Annotated in this window: 23 protein-coding genes; 13 read left to right on the forward strand and 10 right to left on the reverse strand. The window is 71.8% G+C overall.

Translation table 11 applies throughout. The features are described from left to right. Window positions 1-60 precede the first annotated feature (60 nt). Window positions 61-294 (forward strand): TM2 domain-containing protein, encoded by a 234-nt coding sequence (locus O7623_RS00430; protein ID WP_282226573.1) that lies wholly within the window; start codon window positions 61-63, stop codon window positions 292-294. A 117-nt stretch (window positions 295-411) separates the two neighbouring features. Here the strand turns inward: O7623_RS00430 and O7623_RS00435 are convergent, their stop codons facing one another. Beyond that, window positions 412-5223, reverse strand: coding sequence for a family 43 glycosylhydrolase (locus tag O7623_RS00435; RefSeq protein ID WP_282226574.1), 4812 nt, complete (start codon window positions 5221-5223; stop codon window positions 412-414). A 426-nt stretch (window positions 5224-5649) separates the two neighbouring features. Between O7623_RS00435 and O7623_RS00440 the strand changes: the two genes are divergently transcribed. The 3 genes from O7623_RS00440 to O7623_RS00450 all read left to right on the forward strand — a co-directional run bounded on the left by O7623_RS00440 (window position 5650) and on the right by O7623_RS00450 (window position 7203). Then, window positions 5650-5937: a globin gene (locus O7623_RS00440; RefSeq protein ID WP_282226575.1), complete on the forward strand. Its 288-nt coding sequence runs from the start codon at window positions 5650-5652 to the stop codon at window positions 5935-5937. Window positions 5938-6021: 84 nt separating this feature from the next. Continuing rightward, complete coding sequence (locus O7623_RS00445) at window positions 6022-6483, forward strand: DUF4878 domain-containing protein (protein ID WP_282226576.1); 462 nt, start codon at window positions 6022-6024, stop codon at window positions 6481-6483. 30 nt (window positions 6484-6513) lie between these two features. Continuing rightward, window positions 6514-7203, forward strand: a complete 690-nt coding sequence (locus O7623_RS00450; RefSeq protein ID WP_282226577.1) for a 4'-phosphopantetheinyl transferase superfamily protein — start codon at window positions 6514-6516, stop codon at window positions 7201-7203. On the opposite strand, the gene O7623_RS00455 is transcribed toward O7623_RS00450, so the two are convergent. Then, complete coding sequence (locus tag O7623_RS00455) at window positions 7175-7774, reverse strand: DUF1707 domain-containing protein (RefSeq protein WP_282226578.1); 600 nt, start codon at window positions 7772-7774, stop codon at window positions 7175-7177. The two genes, O7623_RS00450 and O7623_RS00455, sit on opposite strands and share 29 nt — an antisense overlap. Beyond that, the gene (locus O7623_RS00460) at window positions 7771-8310 is read right to left on the reverse strand and encodes an NUDIX domain-containing protein (RefSeq protein ID WP_282226579.1); all 540 of its coding nucleotides are present in this window, start codon (window positions 8308-8310) and stop codon (window positions 7771-7773) included. Before O7623_RS00460 ends, O7623_RS00455 begins: the two co-directional genes overlap by 4 nt. A gap of 643 nt (window positions 8311-8953) precedes the next feature. On the opposite strand from O7623_RS00460, the gene O7623_RS00465 reads away from it, so the two are divergent. Both O7623_RS00465 and O7623_RS00470 read left to right on the forward strand, forming a co-directional pair. Then, the gene (locus O7623_RS00465) at window positions 8954-9085 is read left to right on the forward strand and encodes a hypothetical protein (RefSeq protein WP_282226580.1); all 132 of its coding nucleotides are present in this window, start codon (window positions 8954-8956) and stop codon (window positions 9083-9085) included. A gap of 36 nt (window positions 9086-9121) precedes the next feature. Beyond that, entirely contained in the window at window positions 9122-10048 is a 927-nt protein-coding gene (locus tag O7623_RS00470; protein WP_282226581.1) for an acetamidase/formamidase family protein, read from the forward strand. Between the two features lie 14 nt (window positions 10049-10062). On the opposite strand, the gene O7623_RS00475 is transcribed toward O7623_RS00470, so the two are convergent. Next, window positions 10063-11118 carry an acyltransferase gene (locus O7623_RS00475; protein ID WP_282226582.1) on the reverse strand — a complete coding sequence of 352 codons (1056 nt, stop codon included), beginning with the start codon at window positions 11116-11118 and terminating at the stop codon, window positions 10063-10065. Window positions 11119-11268: 150 nt separating this feature from the next. Beyond that, complete coding sequence (locus O7623_RS00480; protein ID WP_282226583.1) at window positions 11269-15300, reverse strand: S8 family serine peptidase; 4032 nt, start codon at window positions 15298-15300, stop codon at window positions 11269-11271. 200 nt (window positions 15301-15500) lie between these two features. Here O7623_RS00480 and O7623_RS00485 point away from each other — a divergent pair, with 200 nt between their 5' ends. Next, entirely contained in the window at window positions 15501-15983 is a 483-nt protein-coding gene (locus tag O7623_RS00485; protein WP_282226584.1) for a winged helix-turn-helix domain-containing protein, read from the forward strand. 23 nt (window positions 15984-16006) lie between these two features. Here the strand turns inward: O7623_RS00485 and O7623_RS00490 are convergent, their stop codons facing one another. Next, window positions 16007-16396 (reverse strand): MerR family DNA-binding transcriptional regulator, encoded by a 390-nt coding sequence (locus tag O7623_RS00490; RefSeq protein WP_282226585.1) that lies wholly within the window; start codon window positions 16394-16396, stop codon window positions 16007-16009. A 53-nt stretch (window positions 16397-16449) separates the two neighbouring features. Between O7623_RS00490 and O7623_RS00495 the strand changes: the two genes are divergently transcribed. Both O7623_RS00495 and O7623_RS00500 read left to right on the forward strand, forming a co-directional pair. Then, complete coding sequence (locus O7623_RS00495; protein ID WP_282226586.1) at window positions 16450-17043, forward strand: NAD(P)H-dependent oxidoreductase; 594 nt, start codon at window positions 16450-16452, stop codon at window positions 17041-17043. Next, window positions 17040-18239, forward strand: coding sequence for an erythromycin esterase family protein (locus O7623_RS00500; protein ID WP_282226587.1), 1200 nt, complete (start codon window positions 17040-17042; stop codon window positions 18237-18239). Before O7623_RS00495 ends, O7623_RS00500 begins: the two co-directional genes overlap by 4 nt. Before the next feature lie 56 nt (window positions 18240-18295). On the opposite strand, the gene O7623_RS00505 is transcribed toward O7623_RS00500, so the two are convergent. Further along, window positions 18296-18820 (reverse strand): chloramphenicol phosphotransferase, encoded by a 525-nt coding sequence (locus O7623_RS00505; RefSeq protein WP_282226588.1) that lies wholly within the window; start codon window positions 18818-18820, stop codon window positions 18296-18298. 134 nt (window positions 18821-18954) lie between these two features. On the opposite strand from O7623_RS00505, the gene O7623_RS00510 reads away from it, so the two are divergent. Then, complete coding sequence (locus O7623_RS00510; RefSeq protein ID WP_282226589.1) at window positions 18955-19467, forward strand: GNAT family N-acetyltransferase; 513 nt, start codon at window positions 18955-18957, stop codon at window positions 19465-19467. 80 nt (window positions 19468-19547) lie between these two features. Here the strand turns inward: O7623_RS00510 and O7623_RS00515 are convergent, their stop codons facing one another. From O7623_RS00515 to O7623_RS00525, 3 genes are all read right to left on the reverse strand, one after another. Next, window positions 19548-20039, reverse strand: a complete 492-nt coding sequence (locus tag O7623_RS00515; protein WP_282226590.1) for a UTRA domain-containing protein — start codon at window positions 20037-20039, stop codon at window positions 19548-19550. Between the two features lie 26 nt (window positions 20040-20065). Beyond that, complete coding sequence (locus O7623_RS00520; RefSeq protein ID WP_282226591.1) at window positions 20066-20326, reverse strand: hypothetical protein; 261 nt, start codon at window positions 20324-20326, stop codon at window positions 20066-20068. 287 nt (window positions 20327-20613) lie between these two features. Further along, window positions 20614-21336 (reverse strand): XRE family transcriptional regulator, encoded by a 723-nt coding sequence (locus tag O7623_RS00525; protein WP_282226592.1) that lies wholly within the window; start codon window positions 21334-21336, stop codon window positions 20614-20616. Window positions 21337-21670: 334 nt separating this feature from the next. On the opposite strand from O7623_RS00525, the gene O7623_RS00530 reads away from it, so the two are divergent. From O7623_RS00530 to O7623_RS00540, 3 genes are read left to right on the forward strand one after another with little or no spacing between them, the layout of a single operon-like run. Then, window positions 21671-21937 carry a hypothetical protein gene (locus O7623_RS00530; protein ID WP_282226593.1) on the forward strand — a complete coding sequence of 89 codons (267 nt, stop codon included), beginning with the start codon at window positions 21671-21673 and terminating at the stop codon, window positions 21935-21937. Further along, window positions 21937-22308 (forward strand): hypothetical protein, encoded by a 372-nt coding sequence (locus O7623_RS00535; protein ID WP_282226594.1) that lies wholly within the window; start codon window positions 21937-21939, stop codon window positions 22306-22308. The genes O7623_RS00530 and O7623_RS00535 overlap by 1 nt, the downstream gene beginning before the upstream one ends. A 6-nt stretch (window positions 22309-22314) precedes the next feature. Then, complete coding sequence (locus tag O7623_RS00540) at window positions 22315-22440, forward strand: hypothetical protein (protein ID WP_282226595.1); 126 nt, start codon at window positions 22315-22317, stop codon at window positions 22438-22440. Window positions 22441-22459 lie beyond the last annotated feature (19 nt).

The following is a 22459-nucleotide window of genomic DNA, read 5'->3' on the forward strand; positions in this document are numbered from 1 at the left end:
AACCCCCACCTCGGCCCGGCGGTGGTGCCGGCCGGGAGTTCATTCTTGGAAGGAAACACAATGTCGCAGACCATGGCGGGGCCGGCAACCGAGCAGAAGTCCTGGCTCGTCGCGCTGCTGCTCAGCTTCTTCCTCGGTGGGTTCGGTGCGCACCGGTTCTACGTTGGCAAGATCGGTACCGGCGTGCTGATGCTGGTCACCTTCGGTGGGCTGGGAATCTGGGCCCTGATCGACTTCATCATGATCCTGATCGGCAAGTTCAGCGACAAGCAGGGCCAGCCGCTCGCCAAGTGACCCACGACGGCGATCGGGCCGACGCGCAGCCGGCCACGGCTGCGCGTCGGCCCGATCCCGACACAGATCAGCTGACCGGGTCGCCTCCCCGCCACGGGGAGACGACCCGGTCGTGCGTCACCCCAGTGCGACGACGACCGCGCCACCGCCGAGCGCGGTGGTGGTGGCGTTGGTCCGGCTGTCGTAGACGACCGTCCCGGTGGCCGTGTCGGTGATCCGGATCCAGAACCGGTCCTTGCCACCGTCGCCCGGTGCGGGCTCCCGCAGCGCCTCGTCGTTCAACCCGACCATGTACGTGTAGTCACCGGCACCGTTGACGGTGCCCCGACCGTTGAACCGCACCTGCGGCCCGTCGACCACGTACCCCCGGTGGCGGGTGGCGGCGAACTCCCAGTCCCCGAGCCGCAGCCGCAGCGCCACCGCGCCCGGCCCGGTCGCGTCCGGACCGGCCGCCGCGACGAAGCCGAACTCGGCCCGCCCGGCCACCTGTTCGTCCGCGACGTACGCCCCGGCAGGCGAGGTGAACCAGCCGGATCCGGCGACGTGCCCGCCGTCGGCACGGTGCACCGCCACGTAACCGGCGGCCAGGGTGTGCGCGGCACCCCGGTCGTCGATCACCGTGACCGTCGGCCGGTACACGCCCGGCTCGGCGTAGCGGTGGCCGGCGACACAGGTGGACCCGTCGAGGGTGCCGGTGCCGGTGGCACCGTCGCCCCAGACCAGGACACACCGGTGGGTGTCGTCGGCACCGGAGTCGGTGAAGGTCGCGGTGACCCGTACCTCGGTGCCGGCCGCGACCGGCCCGGCCGGCCCGGTCGCGGCGGTGACCACCGGGGCGGTGTTGATCGGCCGGATCGGCGCGACGCTCTCCAGGGTCGGCACCACCGGGACGATGGAGCCGTCGGCGGCGAACTCCAGCCGGTCGATGGTGGTCTCCCGGTGGGTGCCGTCGCCGTCGGGGATGGCGAACCGGTGGTACGCGACGTACCAGTCGTCGGTGCCCGGCACCCGCACCACCGAGTGGTGCCCGGTGCCCTTGATGCCCAGCGACAGGTCCTTGCGCAGGATCGTGCCGCGCCGCTCGCTCCACGGCCCCAGCGGCGAGTCGCCGACGGCGTACGCCACCTGGTAGTCCTCGCTGCGGGTGTCGTTCTCCGACCACATGAAGTAGTAGCGGCCGTCCCGCTTGATGACGAAGGCGCCCTCGTTGTACCCGGCCGGCCGGTGCGAGGTGACCTGCGCCGGATCGAACGACACCATGTCGTCGTTGAGCTCGACCTGGTAGGCGTAGCCGTTGCCCCAGTACAGGTAGGAGCGGCCGTCGTCGTCGGTGAAGACCGCCGGGTCGATCATCTGACCGGGGTACGTCCCGGCCGGCACCAGCGGCTCGCCGAGCGCGTCGCGGAACGGCCCGGTCGGCGAGTCGGCGACGGCGACCCCGAGGTGCTTACCGGTGTCCCCGGTGGCCTTCCCACCGCTGAAGTAGAAGTACCACTTCCCGTCGCGTTCGGCGATGGTCGGCGCCCAGGCGCTGTTGTCCGCCCAGGAGATGTCCGTCTCCAGATCCAGGATGACTCCGTGGTCGGTCCAGTTCACCAGGTCGGCCGAGGAGAACACCGAGAACTTGGTGCCGCTCCAGCCGGCGAACCCGTCGGTGGTGGCGTAGAGGTAGAACCGGTCGCCGAAGACCGCGATGTTCGGGTCGGCGTACAGGCCGGGCAGCACCGGGGAGCGCATCAGCCGGGCCTCGACGGTCCAGGTCGCGGTGGCACCGTCGGCTCCGGTGACCGTGTACGTCACCGGTGCGCTCAGGTCCCGGACGGTGCCCGACGCGGGTGCGACGGTGGCGCCGGGGGCCAGGGTGAACTCCGGTGCCAGGGCGGTCAGGTCGGCGTCCGGGCGGACCGGCAGGATCACCCGACGGTCGTCGGTGTCGACGATCGCGTCGACCTTGAGCTGCGCCAGGGTCGCGCCGGTGATCGCCGCCGGGTCGCCGCCGAGGGCGTACACCTCGTCGGCGGTCAACGCCCGGCCGTAGATCCGGAAGTCGTCGACCTCGCCGGCGAAGTACGGGTCGGCACCGTACAGCGACCGTCCGATGTATCCGGCGTGGTCGCGGGTCGCGTCGTGCAGGTCCGCCGGGCGCACGCCCACGTCGGTGGCCCGGGCGATCGCGACGCCGTCGAGATACATCACGGCGGTACGGCTGCCCGAGTCGACGGTCACCGCGAGGTGCTTCCACTCGCCGCCGGTCAGCGCCGCCGACGCCCGCAGCTGCTTCTCGGCCTGCCAACTGCCGGTGGTGATCGCCGAGAACAGTACTCCGCCGCCGTTTCGGGGCGTGCTGAACAGGTAACGGTCGCTGTTCGGGCCGAGCCCGTAGATCCACTGGTTGGCGGTGCTGGAGGCGTCCCATTTGACCCAGGTCGCCACGGTGGTGCTGGTGACCCCGGCGAACACGCCGTTGGGGATGGTGACGTACGGCGCGGTGGTGGAGTTGTTGGCGCCACCGCTCATCCGGAACGAGCCGCCGTGCACTCCGGTGCCGAAGGCGGGGGTCCGTTCGTAGCGGCCGTGCCGGCCCTGGCCGGAGGAGTCGGTGGCGACGCTGCCGCCGGTCTCGTCGAACGCGTAGTGCACCAGCAGTCCGTCGGTCGGCTCCGGCCCGGGGTCCGGTCCGTACGCGGCGAGCAGCGCGTCGTACTCGGCCTGGGTGACCGGCAGCACGGTGCCGTGCCGGGGGCTGGTCGGCAGCGCGTAGTCACTCGACGGCGTCCACACCCCGGAGGCGAGGTCGGTGGTCTCGAACGGGATGTAGCCGCGCCCGCCGAACTCGTCGATGAACAGGTACCACTTCTCCTCGGTGTTCGACTTGAAGATCGTCGGTCCCTCGCCCTGGGACATCGCGTCCCGGCCGATGCAGTCGGCCAGGAACTCCCAGCCGGTGTCGCGCAGCGACGTCGACGTCTCGGCCAGGATGAACTTGCTGCACGGCGTCGACGACGAGTTGTTGCGTTCGTCCTTGGTGAACCGGTAGTAGACGCCGTCGTGGTCGATCACCGTCGAGTCGATGACCGAGTAGCCGGGGTCGACCCACACCTGCGGCTCGGAGAAGGTGTGGAAGTCGCGGGTGGTGGCGTACAACATCTTGTTGTAGGTGTTGCCGGTGTGGTCCGGGTCGTCGTCGGCGTACAGCTTGGAGGCCCAGAAGACGACGTACGCGCCGATCGTGGGGTCGTAGTACGCCTCCGGTGCCCAGGTGTTGCCGGCGGTGTCCGGGGAGACCTGCACGAGTCGCTGGTCGGTCCAGTTGACCAGGTCGGTGGACTCCCAGACCATGATCGACTTGCTGCCGTGGCGCTGCGCGCCGTCCCAGTTTCCGTTGCCGTGGATCCGCAGGTCGGTGGCGATCTGGTAGAACTTGTCGCCCTCCGGGGAGCGGATGATGAACGGGTCCCGCAGGCCCTGCTCGCCCAGCGTGGAGGTCAGCACCGGCCGGCCGTCGTTGAGCTGCTGCCAGTGCAGCGGGTCGTTGCCCTGGCTGAGCGCGAAGTAGACCTGCTCGCCGGTGGCGGTGCCCTCGCCGGTGAAGTAGCTGAACAGGTAGCCGGTGCGGTCGGCCGGTGCCGGCAGCGCGGGCACGGTGGCGGTGAACTCCCGGGTGGCGCTGGCCGCGTTGCGGGTGACGGTGGCGGTCAGAGTGACGGTGGTGCCGCCGGCGCCGGGTGCCGGTCGGTGGACCACCCCGTCGGTGGCGATCACCGCCGGGTCGTCCGACGCCCAGGTCACGGTCGTGCCGTCGGCGCCCGTCGTGGGCAGGGTCAGGTTCCCGCGTACGTCGTCGACGTCGTGCACGGTCAGCGCCGCAGCGGCGGCGGCGACGATCCGCGCGTCGTCGAATTCGGCCAGTACGGTCACCTCGAACGTCTTCGTGTCGGTGACCGACCCTCGGGCCAGGGTCGCGGTGAGGGTGGCGGTGGCGTCCGGCTGCCCCAGCGCCGGGCGGGTCACCCGACCGGTCGTCGATACCACGTCGGGGTCGCTGCTGGCCCAGGTGATCGTGGAGCCGGCGGCGCCGGCGGTCGGCAGGGTCAGGTCGGCGGTGACGGCGCTGGTGTCGCCGAGGTCCAGTGCGGCCGTGTCGTGGGCGACGACCCCGGCGGCCGCGCGGGCACCGAGCGCCGCGGCCTCGTCGGCGTCGACCGCCCGGTCGTAGATGCGGAAGTCGCGGACCCGGCCGTCGAGGTAGCGGTCGGCGGTGTAGACGGAGCGTCCGATGTAGTTGGCGGTGGTGGCGCCGCCGCCGATCGAGGCGGGGGTGATGGTCACCGCGGTGTTGCGGCCGACCTCGACACCGTCCTCGTAGAGCACCCCGGTGCTGCCGGTCTGGGTGTAGGTGAGGTGCTTCCAGACGCCCCGGGCGAGGTTACGGGCGGGGGCGGGCCGGGTGTTCTGCTCGGTGGACCAGTTGCCGCTGGCGATCGCGGTGCGCAGCTGGTCGCCGGTGGCGAACAGGTAGCCGTCACCGGTGCCGCCGCTGGTGTTGCCGAGCCCGTAGATGAAGTACGGCGTGGCCTGCGCCGGGTCGACGTACACGTCGAACGCGACGGTCACCGAGGTCAGGTCGCGCAGGACGTCGTCGGGCAGCCGTACGTAGGTGTCGGTGCCGTTGAACCCGAGCCCGCCGTCGCCGGACCAGTCGGTGGCACCGTGGACGGTGCCGTGCCGGGCGTTGCCCGAGGCGTCGGTGGCGACCGTCCCGGCGGCGGCGTCCAGCTTGTACCACAGCACGAGGCCGTCGGTGAGCTCGGCGGCGGTGGCGGCGGTCGGTCCGGCGGCCAGCAGACCGGCGGTCAGGGCGAGGGTGGCCAGGGACGCCAGCGCTGTTCGCGCCGGTCTGACGGCCGGCGGTCGGGCACGTCGGGGCATAGGGTGTTCCTCCTGATCGGTCCAGGCATGCGGTGGACGGTCGGTCCCCCAACACGCGCCGAGCTCGATGGATGTTTGCGTTAACATCACGGGGTGCGGTGCTGCCAGGTCGTCGAACGGTCACAGGGCTGGGCCGCCGGACGGGGGCGACAGACGGGCGGCGCTGCCGGCTCTCTCCCCGAGATGCCGGTCCTGACCTCGCCCGATTCGTCGCTGTCACGTGGCGGTTGCGAGAGTGTTAACCGCCTCGACCCTCGACGTCAAGGGGCAACCTCGGCCCACGACCCGCCACCGACCACCGATCAGCCAGCCATCCGGTGAACTGATCGGCGTCGGTCACCCGTACCGGAGGGTGTGCGGACGAAAGAGTTGGTGGCCTGCCCCCGTGATCCGGTCGACCGGCTCGGCCCGGCTGGTGTGAGAGGCGTGGTGATCCGCTGGCTACGGCTGGTCGCCGCCGACGCCGAACTTGCCCCGTACCTGATCGGGATCGACCGACCACACCTCGTGGGCCGTCTCACCGAGCAGCTCGGTGCCGCCTTCGGCGGCCCGGTGGCCACCCGGCGGCCCACCGGCGGGCACTGGCGGCGCCTCGGCCTCACCGAGGAGCAGCACCTGCGGGTGCTGGACTACCTGGCGGCGAGCCTCTACCGGCACGACGTACCGTTCGACGTCATCGTCGTCGCCCAGCGGATCGCCGCCGGGCGCGGCTGAGCACTGGCGGGAGCCGGGCACTGCTGATACGGCCGCCTCGGGCGACTGACCGCAGGCTGGCGGGTGGCATCTAGCATCCGCATCATGAGCTACCCCCCGCCCCCCGCGTCGCCGCCCGAGCCGAAGTCCGGCCGGGGCAGGCGCACCACGATCATCGTCGTGGCGATCGTGCTCGCCGTCGTCCTGCTCTGCTGTGTCGGTGCCGCCGGCGTCGGCTTCTGGCTGTACCAGACCATCTCGGCGGCCACCACCCCGGTCCGGGACGCGGCCAGCGCCCATCTCGACGCGCTGCGCGCCGGCGACCACGCCGAGGCGTACCAGCGGCTCTGCGCCCAGCAGCAGGCCCTGCTGACCGAGGCCGAGTTCGTCGACCGGGAGTCGGCCGGCCCGCAGATCACCGAGTACGACATCGTCGGCACCACCGTGTCCAGCACCAACGGACAGGCCACCGGCGTGGTCACCGTCGACATCACCGACGACAGTGGCGCCGAACGCCAGGAAGTGATCACACTGGTCGAGGAGAACGGCCAGTGGCGGGTGTGCTGATCAGCCCGACCCGGTGACACGGAGGGCCAGATGATCGAGAACTTGCTGCCGACCGCGGTCATCGCCCGCGAGGCGTTCGACGACACCGTTCCGGTCACCCTGTACCCCGAGGAGGAGGCGGCGCTGGGCACCCCGGTCGACAAACGTCGCCGGGAGTTCGGCACCGCCCGGCGGTGCGCCCACGAGGCCCTCGCCGAGCTGGGCTTCGTCGGCGTCGGGGTGCCGGCCGGACCCCGCCGGGAGCCGCGCTGGCCGGCCGGCGTCGTCGGCAGCATCACCCACTGCGCCGGCTACCGGGCCGCCGTGGTCGCCCGGTCCACCGACCTCGTCACGGTCGGCATCGACGCCGAGCCGCACGAGCCGCTGCCGGCCGGCGTGCTGGACAGCATCACCGTGCCCGACGAGTTGACCTGGCTGGCCGCCCGCCGCGCCAGCCACCCGCAGGTGCACTGGGAACGGCTGCTGTTCTGCGCCAAGGAAGCCGTCTACAAGGCCTGGTACCCGTTGGCCCAGCGGTGGCTCGGCTTCGAGCAGGCGTACGTCGAGGCGACCCCCGGCGCCGATGCCGCCGCCACCGGCGGTGACTTCACCGCCCAGCTGCTGGTCCCCGGGCCCGAGCTGCCTGGCGGCGGCCAGCTGACCGGCTTCACCGGCCGGTGGCTGGTCCGCAACGGCCTGATTCTCGCCGCGATCAGCGTCCCGGCCGCGCCCGCCGCTTGACCGAGACACCACCCCAGAACGCCAACCCGTCGATGTGGATCCTCGGCCCACCCGGGCTGCCCAACCCGGCTGCCCGCTGATCGAAGCCACCCATCAGTCCGAGGCCGTTGATCGACACCTCGGCGTCGTCCGGCACCACGATGTCGATACCCCCCATGATCGCCCAGGCCCGGATCCGGATCACGTTCGCGTCGAACTGCGCCTCCCGCAGGTCGATGCGGCCGCCGCCCCAGAACGCCAGCGCCCGCAGGACGCCCGGTGCGGCCCACCGGCCCCGCCGGTCGAACCCGCTCATCACCGCGACCGCCCAGGTCGCCGGGCGGGACACGGCGACGTCACCGCCGCCACGGCGCGCCACCGCGTCGGAGACCGCGCGGGGGATGTCCCGGGTGAGGGGCTCCAGATCGGCGTACGTGCGGGCCGCGTACACCCGGGTGAGCCGCTCGTCCAACTCGGGCAGGTCGATCCGACCCTCGGCCGCCGCCGCCCGCAGCACCTCGGCCACCCGTTCACGGTCGGCGTCGGAGGCCCGCAGCCGCTCGGCGGGCAGCCGGTCAGGAACGTCGTTCACGTCGTCAGGGTACCGACCGCCGCCACCCCTGACGCCTCGTCGAGCACCCGGGTCAGCACCTCGGTGTGCAACGGGAACGCCAGCTCGACCGGCTCGGTCGTCACCAGCCACTCGGTCGCCTCGTCGGTCGGCGCCGACACCGGCAGCGCCTGCGCGGGCCGGGGCGGCAGCATGCCGAAGATCAGCAGACTGGCGCCGCTCGGCACGCTGCGCACGTCGTAGAGCCGTACCTGCTCGGCCGCGCCGTCCAGCCCGGTCTCCTCGCGCAACTCGCGGACCACCGCGGTACGCCAGTCCTCGCCGTACTCGATGAAGCCGCCGGGCAGCGCCAACTGCCCGCGCGCCGGCTCGATGTCGCGGCGCTGCACCACCACACCGAGCCCCTGCGTGGTGACGACCGGGACCACGGCGACCGCCACCGGCGTCGGATTGCGCCACACCAATTGCCCACAGTGGCCACACTGGCGGGGCCAGCCGGCGTCGGGCGGATAGCCGGCACCACAGGACGAGCAGAACGAGTACGGCACACCAGTCACAGCGCCCGACGATACGCCTGCCGTGACCCCGTGGCCTCTGTCACCTATCCGACCGGCGCGCGGCACCCGGCGACGGTCGCCATCGGTGATCCTGACCGTAGCGATCGCGCGGGGGAGGTGCGTGCCGGATGCTGTTGAGCGCCGCGTGCCCGGTCCGGGAGACCGAGCGGGACTGGATCGACGGGTCGATGTCCTGGCTGATTCGCGAGTTCGGCGAGCCGGCGCTGCGCGGGCCGGTCGTGCTACCCACCGACGAGTTCTTCCCCGGCGCCTACCACGGCAGCGAGGCAGACGTGGCGGCCGTGCTGCACGGCGTAGCTCGGCACATGGCAGTCGACCCCGACCGGGTCGAACTGGTCTTCGAGCCGGACGACGACACCGAAGCAGCGCTACTTGCCAGCCTGCCGGCGTACGCGCAGGCCAGCTCCGGCGCCGCTGGTCACTACGTACGCCGGGGTGGCCGGGGCGTGATCACCATCGCCGGGGCGCAGGCCCGCCAACCGACGGCGCCGACCACGAGCCGCTCACCGACCTCACCACCGTCTTCTTCGGACTCGGCATCTTCACCGCCAACGCCGCCTTCGACCACCGGGGCCGGGCCGGCGGCTGGCAGTCGAGCCGGCTCGGCTACCTCACCGAGCCGATGTACGGCTACGCCCTGGGCCGGTACGCCTGGCTGCGCGACGACCTGCCGCCCCGCTGGGCCAGGTACCTCGACACCAATCCCCGCAGCTACCTGCGGCGGTCGCTGCGCTACCTGGCCCGTCGGCGGTAGCTGCGGCACCCGGCCCGCCGCCGGTAGCCTGCCCCGATGCGGCACACCCTGGAGCCGGACGCCCGGACCCTGCACGGCTACTTCTCACCCGACCATCCGCCGGTGCTCACCATCGACCCCGGTGACACGGTCACCGTCCGTACCCTCGACTGCTGGTGGTCGGCCGGGCCGTACCCGGGTGGACCGCACGACCAGCGGCCCCGGCACGCCGCGTACCGGCCGGGGTTCGGCCATGCGCTGGTCGGACCGGTCGCGGTCCGCGGCGCCCGGCCGGGGACGACCCTGTCGGTACGGATCGACGAGGTGGTGCCGGCCAGCTGGGGCACCACGCTCGCCGGCAGCGCGTCGACCCCGCACAGCGACCGGTACGGCATCGCCGGCACCGAGACGGTCCACGCCTGGCAGCTGGACCCGGTCGCCGGCACCGGCCGCAACCAGCTCGGCCACACGGTGACCCTGCGGCCGTTCCTCGGGGTGCTCGGCATGCCGCCGGCGCAGCCCGGCGAACACTCGACGATCCCGCCCCGGCGCTGTGGCGGCAACCTGGACTGCAAGGACCTGGTCGCTGGTAGCACCCTGCTGCTGCCGGTCAGCGTCGACGGCGCACTCTTCTCCGTCGGCGACGGACACGCCGCCCAGGGTGACGGCGAGATCTGCGGTACGGCGATCGAATGCCCGATGGACCGGGTGCGGCTCACCATCGACCTGGTCGACGACCAGCCGCTGACCGGCCCGGTGGCCCGGGTCGACGGTGCCTGGCTGACCCTGGGTCTGGGCGACACGCTCGACGCCGCCACCGCCGACGCCCTCGACGCGATGATCACCCTGATGGCCCGCCGGCACGGACTGTCCCGGGGCGACGCGGTCGCCCTGGCCAGCGTCGTCGTCGACGTACGGGTGACGCAGATCGTCAACGGCGTCGTCGGCGTGCACGCCCGACTCGCCGACGACGCCCTCCGCTGACGGTGCCGGCGGCCTCAGCTGGGCGGTAGCAGCGACGGGCGGCGGCGGGCGGCGAGGTCCTCGACCCAGCCGAGGGCCAGCACCACCGCGACCAGCAGCACGGTGCCGACGCCGAGAATGGTCGACTTGCCGGCGTAGAGGCCGGCCAGGGTGAGCAGCCCGGCGGCGGCCCACAGCACCGGCAGATGCCAGATGTAGATGGTCACCGCGCGGGCGTTGATCATGCGGATGAGTCGGGCCAGCCACGGCACCTGGGCCAGCCAGTCCAGCCGGGGCCGGGCCCGCATCAGCAGCAGCACCACCGCCCAACCCCAGACCAGCCCGCCGAGCTGGTCGTCCTCGCCCCGGTCGGCCAGCCACATCATCGCGCCGAGCGCCAGCACGCCGACGCCGAGCACGTACCATCTCAGCGACACCCGGTCGAGCAGCCCGGTGTGCCGGGCGTAGCCGATCAGCCAGCAGCTGCCGTACGCGGCCATCGACCAGATCACGTCGGTGACCGGGTTGACCGGCAGGTCGACCAGCGGCGACGTCAGCAGTACGGCGAGCCCGGACAGGCCCAGCAGCGCGCCGACCGGCCAGCGGCGGAACACCCACCACAGCAGCGGGGAGAACAGCACCAGCCACAGATAGGCGCGGATGTACCACAGCCCGAGGGAGAACGGCCCGCCCCACTCGCCGGACGGCGGGTTGCGTAGCGGCACCACCCACCAGGTGACGTCCGGCAGGCTGGGCCGCCAGCCGAACAGGACCATCAGCGGTACGGCGACCACGGCGAGCGCCCACAGCGGTGGCAGCAGCCGGCGCAGCCGGGAGCCGACCACCCGCAGCGGCGCGCCCCGGTCCAGCGACACGGCCGTGAGGTAGCCGGCCAGCGCGAACATCACCGGCATCGCCGGGAACGCCATCGGCAGCCAGGTCAGCCACAGGCTGTGCAGCAGGTAGACCCGCAGGATCGCCAACGCCCGCAACGCGTCGATGTACGGGCTGCGCTCGCGTGCCCGGACCGGCGTACGCGCCGAGGGAGCGGTCCCCTCGGAACGATCGCTCAGGGACCCGCTGACACGCATAGCGCCCGAACCTAGCCCGGGAATCTGGGTGTTCCCGCAACATACGGTTGCGCAACGGCGACGATCCGGTTAATGGCGGCGGTGGATCGTGCCGAACTGGTGGCCGGGGGTGCGGGGTGTCCGATCGGGCACCCCGCACCCCCGGTCGACCTACCGCTGCCGCACCGTCAACTCCACCGGCACGGTCGGCACCGGGTACGGGGTCTGCGCCCGCAGCGCCACCGTGGCGATGTACCGGCCTGGCCCGTCGACCCCGGTCGCGGCGTCAGCGGTGAACCGCAGCGTGACGGCCTTCGACGCACCCGGTGCCAACGTGAAGCTGGCCGGCCGTACCCGCAGCCAGGGCACCTCGGCGGGCGGCGCGCAGCCGTCCGCCGCCCCGGACCACCGGGAGATCGATGGCAGCGCCGCCCACTGCGGCGACATGCCGCCGATCGCCAGACCGCCGCAGGCGCCGGCACCCCGGAACGCGGCGTGCCCGGTCGGGGCCAGCTCCTGCCAGGCGTCGGCCACCGGGTCGTACCCGATGGTCCGGTCGGTGATCTCCCCGGCGGAGAGCATCCCGCCGGCCAGCACCAGGCGACCGGCCGCCACCGAGTACGCCATGCTGGTCACGTGCTCCGGCATGGCCGCGCGGGCCGACCAGCGGTCGGTGTCCGGATCGTAGGCGAGGGTGTCGGCGTAGTCGCCGTCGTGGCTGAACCCGCCGGCGCAGTAGATCCGCAGGTCGATCGCCCCGCAGGCATGCCACGCCACCTCGTGCGGGTAGTCGGCGCGGGCCCGGAACGTGCCGGTCGTCGGGTCGAACGCCAGCACGTCGGCCGATGCCCGGCACAGCTCGTCCCGGCAGCCGCCGACCAGGTAGATCAGCCCTTCGACGACCACCGCCGCGGCCGCCGCCCGAGGTGCCGGGTTGGTCACCCCGGCGAGGGTCTGCCACACCCCGGTCGCCGGGTCGAACACGTCGACCGCCGACTGTGGCCGGAACTCGGTGTCCCAGCCGCCGAACACGTACACCTTGCCGTCGACCGCCGCCACCGCCGGTTTGCCCCGGTCGCGGGGCAGGTCCGGCAGCCGTTGCCAGCTGTCGGCGGCCAGGTCGTAGGCCCACGCCTGCCGGGTCGTGCCCAGGTGGGTGCCGCCGCCGATCGAGTAGACGATGCCGTCGAGCACCACGGCGGCGTTGTCGGACAGCCCGTCCGGGGCGTCGGCCAGCCGCTGCCACGGCGGCTGACCGGACAGCGGCGGCGTCGCCGCCGGGGCGGGGCGCGCCAGCACCTCCACCGTCACCGGCGCGGTCCCGGTGTTGCGGACGGTGAACTCGGCGCTGCCGCTGCCGCCGTCCGTCAGCTCCGCCTCGACCGGTGCGCCGCTCACCGTCAACTGCCCGCTGCGCAGGTCGAAGTCGACCCGCCGGGCACCGCCGGCGACCACCGACGCGGTCCGCTTCCGCTGCTGGTACGGGGCCGCCTCAGCGACGAACGACCGCTGCTGCCCGGCTCCGCTGGCGAAGAACCAGTAGAACCCGTCCGGCACCGTCTCGTCGGCCGGGGTGGCCGCCGACGTGCCGTACTCGTCCGGGCGTTGCGGGTCGGCGACCCGCGCCCCGACGACCGGCTCCCCGGTGTTCGCGTCGCTGGTGAACCCGGCGATCAGCCCGCCCTCGACCGGCGTGCAGGTGCGGTCGACGATCGCCACGTCGTCGACCTGCCACCACCAGCTGTACCCGCCCCGGTAACGGAACCGGACCTGCACCTGGTCGGCGCCGGCCACCGGGGCCAGCGGAATCTCCACCAACCGCGGACCGCGCACGCTCTCGGTCACCTGGGAGACGTTGACCCATTCGGTGCCGTTGGTCGAGACGTCGATCGCGGCGACGTCGCCGTTGCCGGCGATCCGCGCGTCGGTGCGGAACCGCAGCACCGGGGCCGCGATCTGCGAGATGTCGACCATCGGCGTGTGCAGCAGGGTGTCCTGGCTGCGGCCGAGGCCGTGGCCGTCGCTGTCGACGATGGCGAACCCGCCGGCACCGCCGGTCAGGTTGCCCCGCTGGTGGTGGTCGGTGAAGGTCCAGCCGCCGCCGTCGGTGCGGTCCACGACCGTCCAGCCGGCCGGCTCGGTGGCGAAGTCGGCGGCGAACACCGTGGCGCCGGTGTCGGCCGTGTAGCCGGCGGCGGTGCAGGCGATGTGCGCCGCCACCGCCAGGTTCGCCGTCCGGGCCTGGCCGCCGACCGCCACCTCGGTGGTCACCGTCCGGTAGCCGGGGTACAGCGCGGTCACCGTCACCTGGTACGTGCCGTGCCGGGGCACCTGGACGGCGTACCGGCCGCTGGTCGGGTCGGTGAAGACCGGGCGGCCGGGCCGCCCGGCGATGTCGATCCGCGCGTACAGCGGCCAGCCCTGCCCGGAGCCGTCGGTGACCCGACCGGAGAGGGTGACCAGCGGCACCGCGTCGAGGGCGACGTCCAGATTCACCGGTACGGTGCCGACGGTCACCGGCAGCGTCCGGGTGGTCCAGCCGAATCCGGAGACGGTGAGGGTGTGTGTGCCGGCCGGCAGGTACGTCGCGTACCCGCCGGTGGGTCCGGTCTGCACACTGCGCCCGGCGACCGTCACGGTCACCCCGGCGACCGGGGAGCCGTCCGCCGCGTCGGTCACCGTGCCCGTCAGCCGGCCGGTCTGCGCGCGAGGCGACTGCGCCACCAGCTGGTACGCGTCCAGCCGGCCCTCGCCGGCCAGGTTGTTGTCCGCGACGGTGCCGCCGCACTCGGTGGCGTCGACGTCGATCGCGGTACGGTCCAGCAACGCGACCGTCGCGTCGTAGTCGTTACGCAGCGCCGGCGCGGCCGACCACAGCAGCGCGACCGTGCCGGCGACGTGCGGTGCCGCCATCGACGTACCGTCGGCGGTGCCGTACTGGCTGCCCGGGATCGCCGAGACGGTGCCGACGCCGGGGGCGGCGATGTCCGGCGTGATGTGGCCGTCCACCCCGGAGGCGCCCCGGCTGGAGAAGTCCGCGATCGTGCCGTCGACGTCGTGCGCGCCGACGGTGTAGACGCCCGGGTAGTCGCCGGGGGAGCTGGCGGTGTTGCACGCCGGCCCGTCGTTGCCGGCCGAGAAGACCGGGAAGATGCCGGCCGCCCGCCAGGCGGTGACCACCTGCTCGTACCAGAGGTCGGCCTGGCCGCCGCCCCAGGAGTTGTTCACGATGTCCGGTCGCAGGTCCGGGCGCGGGTTCTCACCGTTGCGGTCGGTCGGCGCCAACACCCACTGGCCGGCGGCCAGCAGCGCCGGGTCGGAGCAGCTTCGGGCCTCGCAGCCCTTCGCCGCGATCCACCGCGCCCCCGGCGCCACCCCGATCCGGGCGCCGGCGCCGTCGTCACCGACCATCGTGCCCACGGTGTGGCTGCCGTGCCCCTGGTTGTCGCAGGGCGTCGGGTCCGGGCACACCCCGGACGGGTCGAACCAGTTGTAGTCGTGGTCGAAGGTGCCGTCCCCGAGGTTCCCCCGGTAGCTGGCGACCAGCGCCGGATGGTCGAACTGGACTCCGGTGTCGATGCTGGCGATCACCACGGTCTCGCCGCGTACGCCGAACTCCGACCAGACCCGGGGCGCGCCGATCTGCTCCACCCCCCAGGTGGTCTGCGGGTCGTCGGCGACGGACGGCTGCGTGACCGGCTCGATCAGCTCGTGGCTGCGCACCGGTTCCACCCGCGCCACCTCCGGCCGGGCGGCGATCGCGTCGACCAGCGCCCGGTCCCCGGTGACCTGCACCGCGTTGGCGATCCAGAAGCTGGTGTGCGGCACCTTGCGCCGGGTCAGGTCGGCGGTCAGCTCTCGCTGGCTGCGCTCGGCGAACTCGGTCAACTGCTCGTACGCGACAGTGGAGCGCCGGGCCCGGTCACTGATCCGGGCTGCGGCGTCCAGGGTGGCCGTCTCTCGCAGGTAGACCATGAAGCTGGTGGTGCCGTCGGCGGCCAGGTCGGCCAGCAGTTCGGCACTGACCGCCGCCGGGGCGTCGCCGTTGCCGCCGATCGGGGCCGCCGACGCGGCAGGGGCTGCCGCGGTGGCGGCGGTGACGCCGAGCACGATCGCCAGCGTCGCGGCGACGGCCCGGGCGGTCACGGCGGCGTACCGGATACCCGCTGGTGGCGGGCCGGTGCGTCCAGGTGGATGGATCATCGTTCTCCTCACAGTGGTGACAGGCGGATCCCGCCTGCCGGCCATGCTCGGCGTGCCGATGACCAGGTGAAAGCACCAAGGTGGGCAATCGCCGGACAATCATGGGACAGCGGCGGCGCTGGGAGTGCTCCCATAGGGCCGTTGACGTGGGCCGGTTCACCCGGTTGGCTGGCCTCCGGGGACAGCTGGGGGGAGCAGCGGTGACGGGTGGCGAGGTGCCGTTGGTGGTGTGCGTGTCCACGGACCCGGCGGTACGCGAGCAGTTGGTGTCCCGCGTCGACGACCTCGGCGCCGTACTGATCGTCAACACCCTGACCGAGCTGCGGACCATGCTGCTGTCGGCGGCCGATGAGCCGGCGGTGGCTGCCGGTCCGTCGCGGGCCGGGCTGACCCGTCTCGGTGACCTGTTGCTTGATCCGGTCTCCACCGAGGTCACCTGGCGCGGCGAGGCACTGGCGCTCACCCCGTTGGAACGGGAGACGCTGCTGCGACTGGCCGGCCCACCGCTGCGGCTGTGGACGTACCGGCAGCTGTTCGAAGCGGTCTGGGGCGGCGCCTATCTGGGCGACCGGGCCGCGCTGCACGCCACCGTGAAACGACTACGGCGCAAGCTCGCCGCGTTGCCGAACGGGCCACGGGTACGCACCGTCCGAGGCGCCGGCTACCACCTGGTGTCCGAGTAGTCGGCGCGCCGGTTCGCCTGGAGTCAGTGCGCGCGTCCGCCCGCCGGTAGCTTGCAGAGCGGTTCCCCGGAGGCGATGTCGTCGAGCGCCTCGTGAAGCTCGGCGATGCGGCGCTCCGCTTCGGCGACGAGCGCCCGGGTGAGCCCTTGCCAGTCGGCCTCGGTCGGGTCGGCCGGCAGGGCGGCGAACAGCGCGACGATCTCCTGCACGCTGAGTCCGACCCGTTGGGCCACCCGGCAGATCCGCACCACGCAGGGGGCGAACTCGTCGTAGCGGCGCTGGTTGCCGCTGGTGCGGACCGAGGTCAACAACCCCTGACGTTCGTAGAACCGGATGGCGGAGGTGGCGACTCCGCTGGCTGCCGCGACCTCACCCACGCTCAGGGTCGCCGGGGAGACGGTGGCGTTGGACATGGGACACATCGTCGCTTGACTTCAACCATTGTTCAAGTTCTAGCGTCGGCTGCATGGAAACGGACAACGTCGCCGTCCCGAGCGGACCGCTGCGGGTAGGAGTGATCGCCGGCAGCACCCGCCCCAGCCGGCGGTCACCCGCCATCGCCCAGTGGGTGGCATCGGACAGCAGCCAGCCGGAGCTCCGCCTGGAGGTGATCGACCTGGCCACCTTCGCCCTGCCGATGCTGGGCGAGCCGCTCGCCGCCGTATTCGGCAGCTACGAACACGAGACCACCCGCCGCTGGGCCGCCGCGATCGCCAGCTACCAGGCGTACGTCATCGTCGTTCCCGAGTACAACGCCTCCTTCCCGGGCGTGCTGAAGAACGCCCTGGACCACCTGTACGCCGAGTGGAACGACAAGCCGGTGGCCTTCGTCGGCTATGGCATGTCCGGCGGCGGCCGAGCCGTGGCGCAGCTGCGTCAGGTGGCCGAGGAGCTACGGATGCATCCCGTCGCCACCTCGCTGAGCCTCACCCCTCATCAGGTCGTCGACGGCCGGTACGCGGCCAGGCCGGGCGATTCCGAGGCCCGCGCCCGCCTACTGGTCGAACTGGCGCGGGCGCTGCAGGCCGCGCCTGCCCGTGCCGGCGGGATCACCCGATGAGCGCAGTGGCACCGGCTGCGGTCGTCGACTGGCTGTCCACACACGCCCGACCCATGCGGCCGTACGGCGACACACCGTGGCGCGACGTCGTGACCGGCGTCGCCGACGGCTTGCTGCCGCGCCGAGCGGGCCGCGACGCGCCTGCCGCGCCGACGGTCATCGGCCTCGCGCCGACGACCCGGGAGAGTGTCGAGGTCAGCGAGCTGCAGGTCGACCTGCTCCAGGCGCTGGTGATCCGAGGCGTGCGTACCGTCGTCCTGCAGGACACCACCGAGATCGGTGCACGGCTCGACCGCTGGGCCAGGGCCGGAGACCGGTCGACGAACGGCCCCGAGGCGATCCTCGCCGACGCCTGGGGGCCGTGGCGCACCGAGTCGCTGCGCCGCGCACTGATCTGGTTACGTGTCCACAACGCCACCCACCCGGCAGACCAGGTGGAGATCCGCGGAATCACCCGTCCCACGGCGGAGCCCGCCGACTACGACCGGGTCCTCGCCCTGACGGCGGGCACCCGCGACCACGAGCGGATAGCGGCGCTGCTGGCGACGATCCGGGTCGCACACGACGGCGGCGAACACGTCGAGCGCGCCCACGGCAGGTGGACCGGTGCGCCCTTCGTCGACCTGGCCCGGCAGGCCCGGACCGCGACGGCAGAGGTGCTCGAACCCGGCTCCGACGCCACGACCCGTGCACTCGCGGCGCTCGACCGCATCGTGCGATTCCACGCCGCCCCACTCAGCCGGGGCCGCAGCGGCGACGACGAAGAGACGACTGCGGCAGACCAGCTCGTCGAACACCTGCGGGCCACCGGCCGGCGAGCCGTCGTCTGGGACGGGCTCGGTCACCTCGCCGCCCGGCGGACCAGCTTCGGCTCCCGACTCCGCGAACACCTCGGGACGGGCTACCGCTGCGCGCTGACCACCTTCGGGTGCGGCCGCATCCGGGACTTCCACCTGCCGGCACCCCGCCCCGGCAGCCTGGACCAGACGCTCGACCACGTCGCGGCCAAGCTGGGCGCGGGGTACGCAGTCGACCTGACCGCCGCGCCGAAACCCGAAGCCGTCGGGCGGTGGCTGGCCAGCCGGCACGCCGTACGCCTGATCTCGGGCATGTACCGCCCCGACGAGGACGAGCGGCACTACTTCGCGCTCGACGACCTCGCCGGATCCGTGGACGTCCTCCTGCACCTGCCGTAGATCCGTCCGGTCAGGTGGGTCGAGGATCCAAAGACGTAGGACTGATCCGATCAGTCCTACGTCGCGGCGGTCACCCGTGCGGCGATGACCCGGGCGCAGTCCAGCGACTCCAGGTGGCTGGTGTCCACCTCGATGTCGTACTCGACTCCCTGGTGGACTATCTCGGCCTGCGACACAGCCATCCCGACCACCCGATCACCACGGGCGATCTCCCGCGCCGCCGCGACATCCGCAGCACACCGCACCCCGACCGACAGCACGGTCAGGCCGTCCAGATATCGACGCGCCTGCTCCTGGGAGACGCCGCCGCCGAGGAAGACCTCGTCGATGATGATGTGCGCCCCGGCTTTCGCCATCGCCGCGACGCCCACCCGCCAGGCGTGCTGCAGCTCGTCGAAGCCGTCGCCGAGAATGACCTCGCCCTGCGCGCCGAACGCCACCATGGCCGGCGGCAACCGCTCGATCAGGTCGTCGACGCCGAGGCTGATCCACGGCTCAGGCAACAGGTGCTTGAGACACCGGACGATCCCGGATTTGCCGGAGCTGGATCCGCCGTTGAGCACGATGACCTGCGTCGCCATGTGGTCGGCTCGCCTTCTCCGTTGGGCTGCGGGGTGGCCGTGTTCGACCCTATCGAAGGTCCGGCCACCGGCCCGGCATGGTCGCTGACCGTGTGCCACCCTGAAGGCAGTGCTCGAGAAGCGGGAGAGTCAGCGTGCTGTTGCGCGACGTACGGCCGGACGATGTCGACGCGTACGTCCGGATGCGCTGCGACCCGGTGATGATGGCCGACCTCGGCGGGCCGCTGCCGGTCGACGGCATCGCGGCCAAGGTCGAGCGGGATGTCCAGTCGGCGGCCGCCGATACCCAGTGGATCAAGATAATTGTGCCGGACGGGGCCGACCCGGCTACGGTCGCCGGTTCGGTGGCTCTGTGGACCCATGACCTCGACGACGGGCCGGTGTCCGAGATCGGGTGGATGGTGCTGCCCGAGTTCCAGGGCCGAGGGCTGGCCAGGTGGGCGGCGCGTGCGCTGCTGCGCCGGGCTGCCGCCGACGGCCGTTGGGGCACCGTGCACGCCTATCCGGCGGTGACCAACGCCGCGTCGAACGGCGTCTGCCGTAGCCTCGGTTTCACCCTGCTCGGCGAGACCAGCGTGCCGTTCGCCGACCGTGTCATCCGGTCGCACCACTGGGTGATCGACCCCCGCGCCGACCTGGTCGACTGACTGTTGGACGCGCCGGACCGCCCTCGATCATGGTGCTGACTCTTGCTGCCCTGCAACGGCAGGGTTGTCGGGTTCGTCGGTCATGCGGGTAGGACCTGCATCTGGTAGGTGTGGCCGGTGGAGCGGCTGGTCACGGTGCGCATGACGGCGTACTCGACGGGTTGGCCGGTGGCGGCGCGGCTGATGCGGGTGAGGACGAGGAGTGGTTCGTCGGTGGGGATGTCGAGGAGTTCCTGTTCCTGATCGGTCGGCCGTCGTGCGGTGACGTGTTCGCTGACCTGGTGCGGTGTGAGGCCGAGGTCAGCGAGGACCCGTACCGCTCCGCCCTTGATCTTGTGGTTGTCGGCGAGTGGGGTGCCGGCGGCGATGGGCTCCGGGTAGTAGGAGTCGGCGAGTTCGACGGCGGCGAGTCCGAGCGCGCGTCTGACCTGTGTGTCCGCGTCGACGGTCTCGACGCCGAGAAGCTGTTGCGTGCCGACGCGTCCCCGGCCGGCGGCCTCGGCGGACCACGCGTCGTGCTGCTGCGCGACGAGGTACGGGTCTGAGCTGCTGGTCCAGCCTGGTTCTGTCATGGTTGCCTCCCGGTCGCTTCCTCCGATCATGGTGCTGATTGACGCTGAGACGGATAGGCGGCGGTCTCGACGAACTGTGCGACCGTGAGCAGGTCCCGCGTCCGGAAGTAGGCAACAGGGTCGTCATGCCACTGGTGTGTCGCAACGCGTTGTTGAAGCGCATCGATGGCGCTGATGAGCCGCTGGTGTTCGGCAGGTGTGAGTGTTCCTTCTGCTGCGAGGCAGGCGGTGACGGCGGAGTCGACTTCTGCGGCGATCGGATCTGGCCAGGTCAGCAGGGTGGGCATGCGCCTGCGTTTCCAGAACGTCAAGGCGTGTAGGGCTGCTTGCTGTGGTGCGCCGCACCAGTGTCGGGGGCCGTGGTTCGGATTCGGATCTTTCGGCTTCGGGCTCCGCTGCCCCTTCATGGCCCGGCCGCGAGTCGGAGGAAACCCCGGGTCGCGTGGAAGCCGATCGGTCGGTACAGCTGTACGCAGGATCGGAGCGCTGAGACGCGGCGTCGATGGGGTAGTGCTGGATCGCGTACGTGCCGGGCGTAGGCGTTGAAACTCACGTCGCTCGCTCACCCCTGCTGTCAGGCGGTCGTCGCCGGTGAGGTCGCGGCTTCCCAGAGGTGTTCAACGTGGTTGGCGTACTGGTCGAAGAGTCCGCCGGGGCTGCGGCGGCGGACGTGCAGGGTGGGGGAGGCGTGTCCGAGTTGGTCGGCGAGGTGGGTGCTGACGAGGGCTTCGTCGTCGAAGACCCAGACGGACAGGCTGATGTGGCGGTCGGTGTGGCGTACCTGTGGGGTGGGTTCGATCTTGGCGAGTTCGGCGGTGGTGATGTCGATGCGGGTGGAGATCGACAGGGCGGCGTCTTCGATGCGTTCGCGGTCGCGGGTGACGGGTGAGTCCTTGTGGCCGAGGAGGAAGCGCAGGTCGAGCCCGGATACGGCCTTGTTGCGCAGGGTGGCTGTGATGCCGGGGACCTCGGTCCAGAGGAAGTAGGAGGTGTAGCCGGCGCACCAGATGCGGAACGTGGCGCGGTGGACGAGGTCGTTCCACAGCTCCCGGGGGACGGCTGAGCGTGTCGGCCATGCGGCGCGGATCTCCCGGTCGTATCCGCGTTTGACCAAGCCAGACCAGATCACGTCTTCATCTTCTCTCAACACCTGGGCGACCTGCGACCGGTGGCGGGGGTGGGGAACGCGACCGCCGAGCCACCGGGCGACGGTCTTGGGGTCGACGCCGACCTTGCCGGCCAGGGTCGCCGGTGTCATGCCGTTCCGGCTCATCGCCACATGCAGCGCTGTGTTCATGGTTGATCACTCCTGGGACGTTTATGAACGTCCCTAGGTTACCTGACGTAGAGGTCCCGGCATCCCCTCCACACAGGAAGAGTCCACAACAGATCCTTCAACAGTCCTCCCCACGAAGGAGAAGCTCTTGACCAGGAACCAGAGCCCTCGCAGTAGGTATGGCGGGTTGCCGTACGTCGTTCGCAATGCAGGTCCGACGCCGAACCGGCCACCGTTGCCGCGACGGACGCCGGGCCAGACGGACATCGGGCGTGATCCGCGTTTCCGGCTGTTGGCCGCGCGTGGGGTGGCGTCTGCGCCGGATGCCGAGCGTCCGGTTGTTGACGCCGAGCAGGTGGTGCTGGATGAGGTGGCGGCGGCGATGCGGAACCGGCCGGGCGTCGACGTGTTGGGCCGGGCGCGGGAGACGGTCGCCGAGCACATGCCGAGTCGGTTGGCGGAGTGTCGGGTGTGTGACGTGGCGGCGTTCTGCCCGCCGTTCACCAGCGCGTTGGCGGTGTTGGACCGGTGGGATCAGGTCAAGGCGCGTCGGGTGCGGGCGGTGTTGCAGTACGCCGGGCTCTGGCCGGACGGGTACGTCCATGACGGGCGGGACGACTGATGGCCGACGGGGAACTCCTGCGGGTCGGTGACACCCTGCATCTCGGTAAGGCCGACTGGGTGTTCGGCGACCGGTCGATGACGGTCCGGGTCTCCGACATCCGGTACGGCCTCGATGACGGCGATTCCCCGGTGGTCGGCGTCCTTGCCACGATCACGTTGGCGGGGCGGGACGGGCGGATGGCTGCGATCGGCGTCTACAAGTCGGCGTTGACCCGTCCCGGTGTGTTGCAGCGGCACCGGCCGCCCAACGGTGTCGACCCCTTCCCGGCCGCGCGCCCGTACGACCCGCCCGTCGTTTCTGTGAGCCGGGGTCGGGCCGGTGGCGGCAACCACCAGCCCGACCCCATTCCAACCTGCGATGGAAGGTAGCTGACCGTGGACGTTTGTGCCCTGACCAGTGCCGTGTTGCTTGGCTTCCTCGCCGGGCTGTTCTCGTTCAAGGTAAAGAGCCGCTGGTGCCCCCGCTGCGGCGAACTGACCACCACCCAACTGCCGCACTGACAAGTTTGGCCACGATCGA

This window comes from Solwaraspora sp. WMMD791 (genome assembly GCF_029581195.1).
Lineage (GTDB): Bacteria > Actinomycetota > Actinomycetes > Mycobacteriales > Micromonosporaceae > Micromonospora_E.

What these genes read in the sequence shown, in the direction of transcription:
- O7623_RS00430 (WP_282226573.1), top strand. Translation starts at nt 61, where the DNA reads ATGTCGCAGACCATGGCGGGGCCGGCAACCGAGCAGAAGTCCTGGCTC.
- O7623_RS00435 (WP_282226574.1), bottom strand. Translation starts at nt 5,223, where the DNA reads ATGCCCCGACGTGCCCGACCGCCGGCCGTCAGACCGGCGCGAACAGCG.
- O7623_RS00445 (WP_282226576.1), top strand. Translation starts at nt 6,022, where the DNA reads ATGAGCTACCCCCCGCCCCCCGCGTCGCCGCCCGAGCCGAAGTCCGGC.
- O7623_RS00450 (WP_282226577.1), top strand. Translation starts at nt 6,514, where the DNA reads ATGATCGAGAACTTGCTGCCGACCGCGGTCATCGCCCGCGAGGCGTTC.
- O7623_RS00465 (WP_282226580.1), top strand. Translation starts at nt 8,954, where the DNA reads ATGTACGGCTACGCCCTGGGCCGGTACGCCTGGCTGCGCGACGACCTG.
- O7623_RS00470 (WP_282226581.1), top strand. Translation starts at nt 9,122, where the DNA reads ATGCGGCACACCCTGGAGCCGGACGCCCGGACCCTGCACGGCTACTTC.
- O7623_RS00475 (WP_282226582.1), bottom strand. Translation starts at nt 11,118, where the DNA reads ATGCGTGTCAGCGGGTCCCTGAGCGATCGTTCCGAGGGGACCGCTCCC.
- O7623_RS00480 (WP_282226583.1), bottom strand. Translation starts at nt 15,300, where the DNA reads ATGATCCATCCACCTGGACGCACCGGCCCGCCACCAGCGGGTATCCGG.
- O7623_RS00490 (WP_282226585.1), bottom strand. Translation starts at nt 16,396, where the DNA reads ATGTCCAACGCCACCGTCTCCCCGGCGACCCTGAGCGTGGGTGAGGTC.
- O7623_RS00495 (WP_282226586.1), top strand. Translation starts at nt 16,450, where the DNA reads ATGGAAACGGACAACGTCGCCGTCCCGAGCGGACCGCTGCGGGTAGGA.
- O7623_RS00500 (WP_282226587.1), top strand. Translation starts at nt 17,040, where the DNA reads ATGAGCGCAGTGGCACCGGCTGCGGTCGTCGACTGGCTGTCCACACAC.
- O7623_RS00505 (WP_282226588.1), bottom strand. Translation starts at nt 18,820, where the DNA reads ATGGCGACGCAGGTCATCGTGCTCAACGGCGGATCCAGCTCCGGCAAA.
- O7623_RS00515 (WP_282226590.1), bottom strand. Translation starts at nt 20,039, where the DNA reads ATGACAGAACCAGGCTGGACCAGCAGCTCAGACCCGTACCTCGTCGCG.
- O7623_RS00520 (WP_282226591.1), bottom strand. Translation starts at nt 20,326, where the DNA reads ATGCCCACCCTGCTGACCTGGCCAGATCCGATCGCCGCAGAAGTCGAC.
- O7623_RS00525 (WP_282226592.1), bottom strand. Translation starts at nt 21,336, where the DNA reads ATGAACACAGCGCTGCATGTGGCGATGAGCCGGAACGGCATGACACCG.
- O7623_RS00535 (WP_282226594.1), top strand. Translation starts at nt 21,937, where the DNA reads ATGGCCGACGGGGAACTCCTGCGGGTCGGTGACACCCTGCATCTCGGT.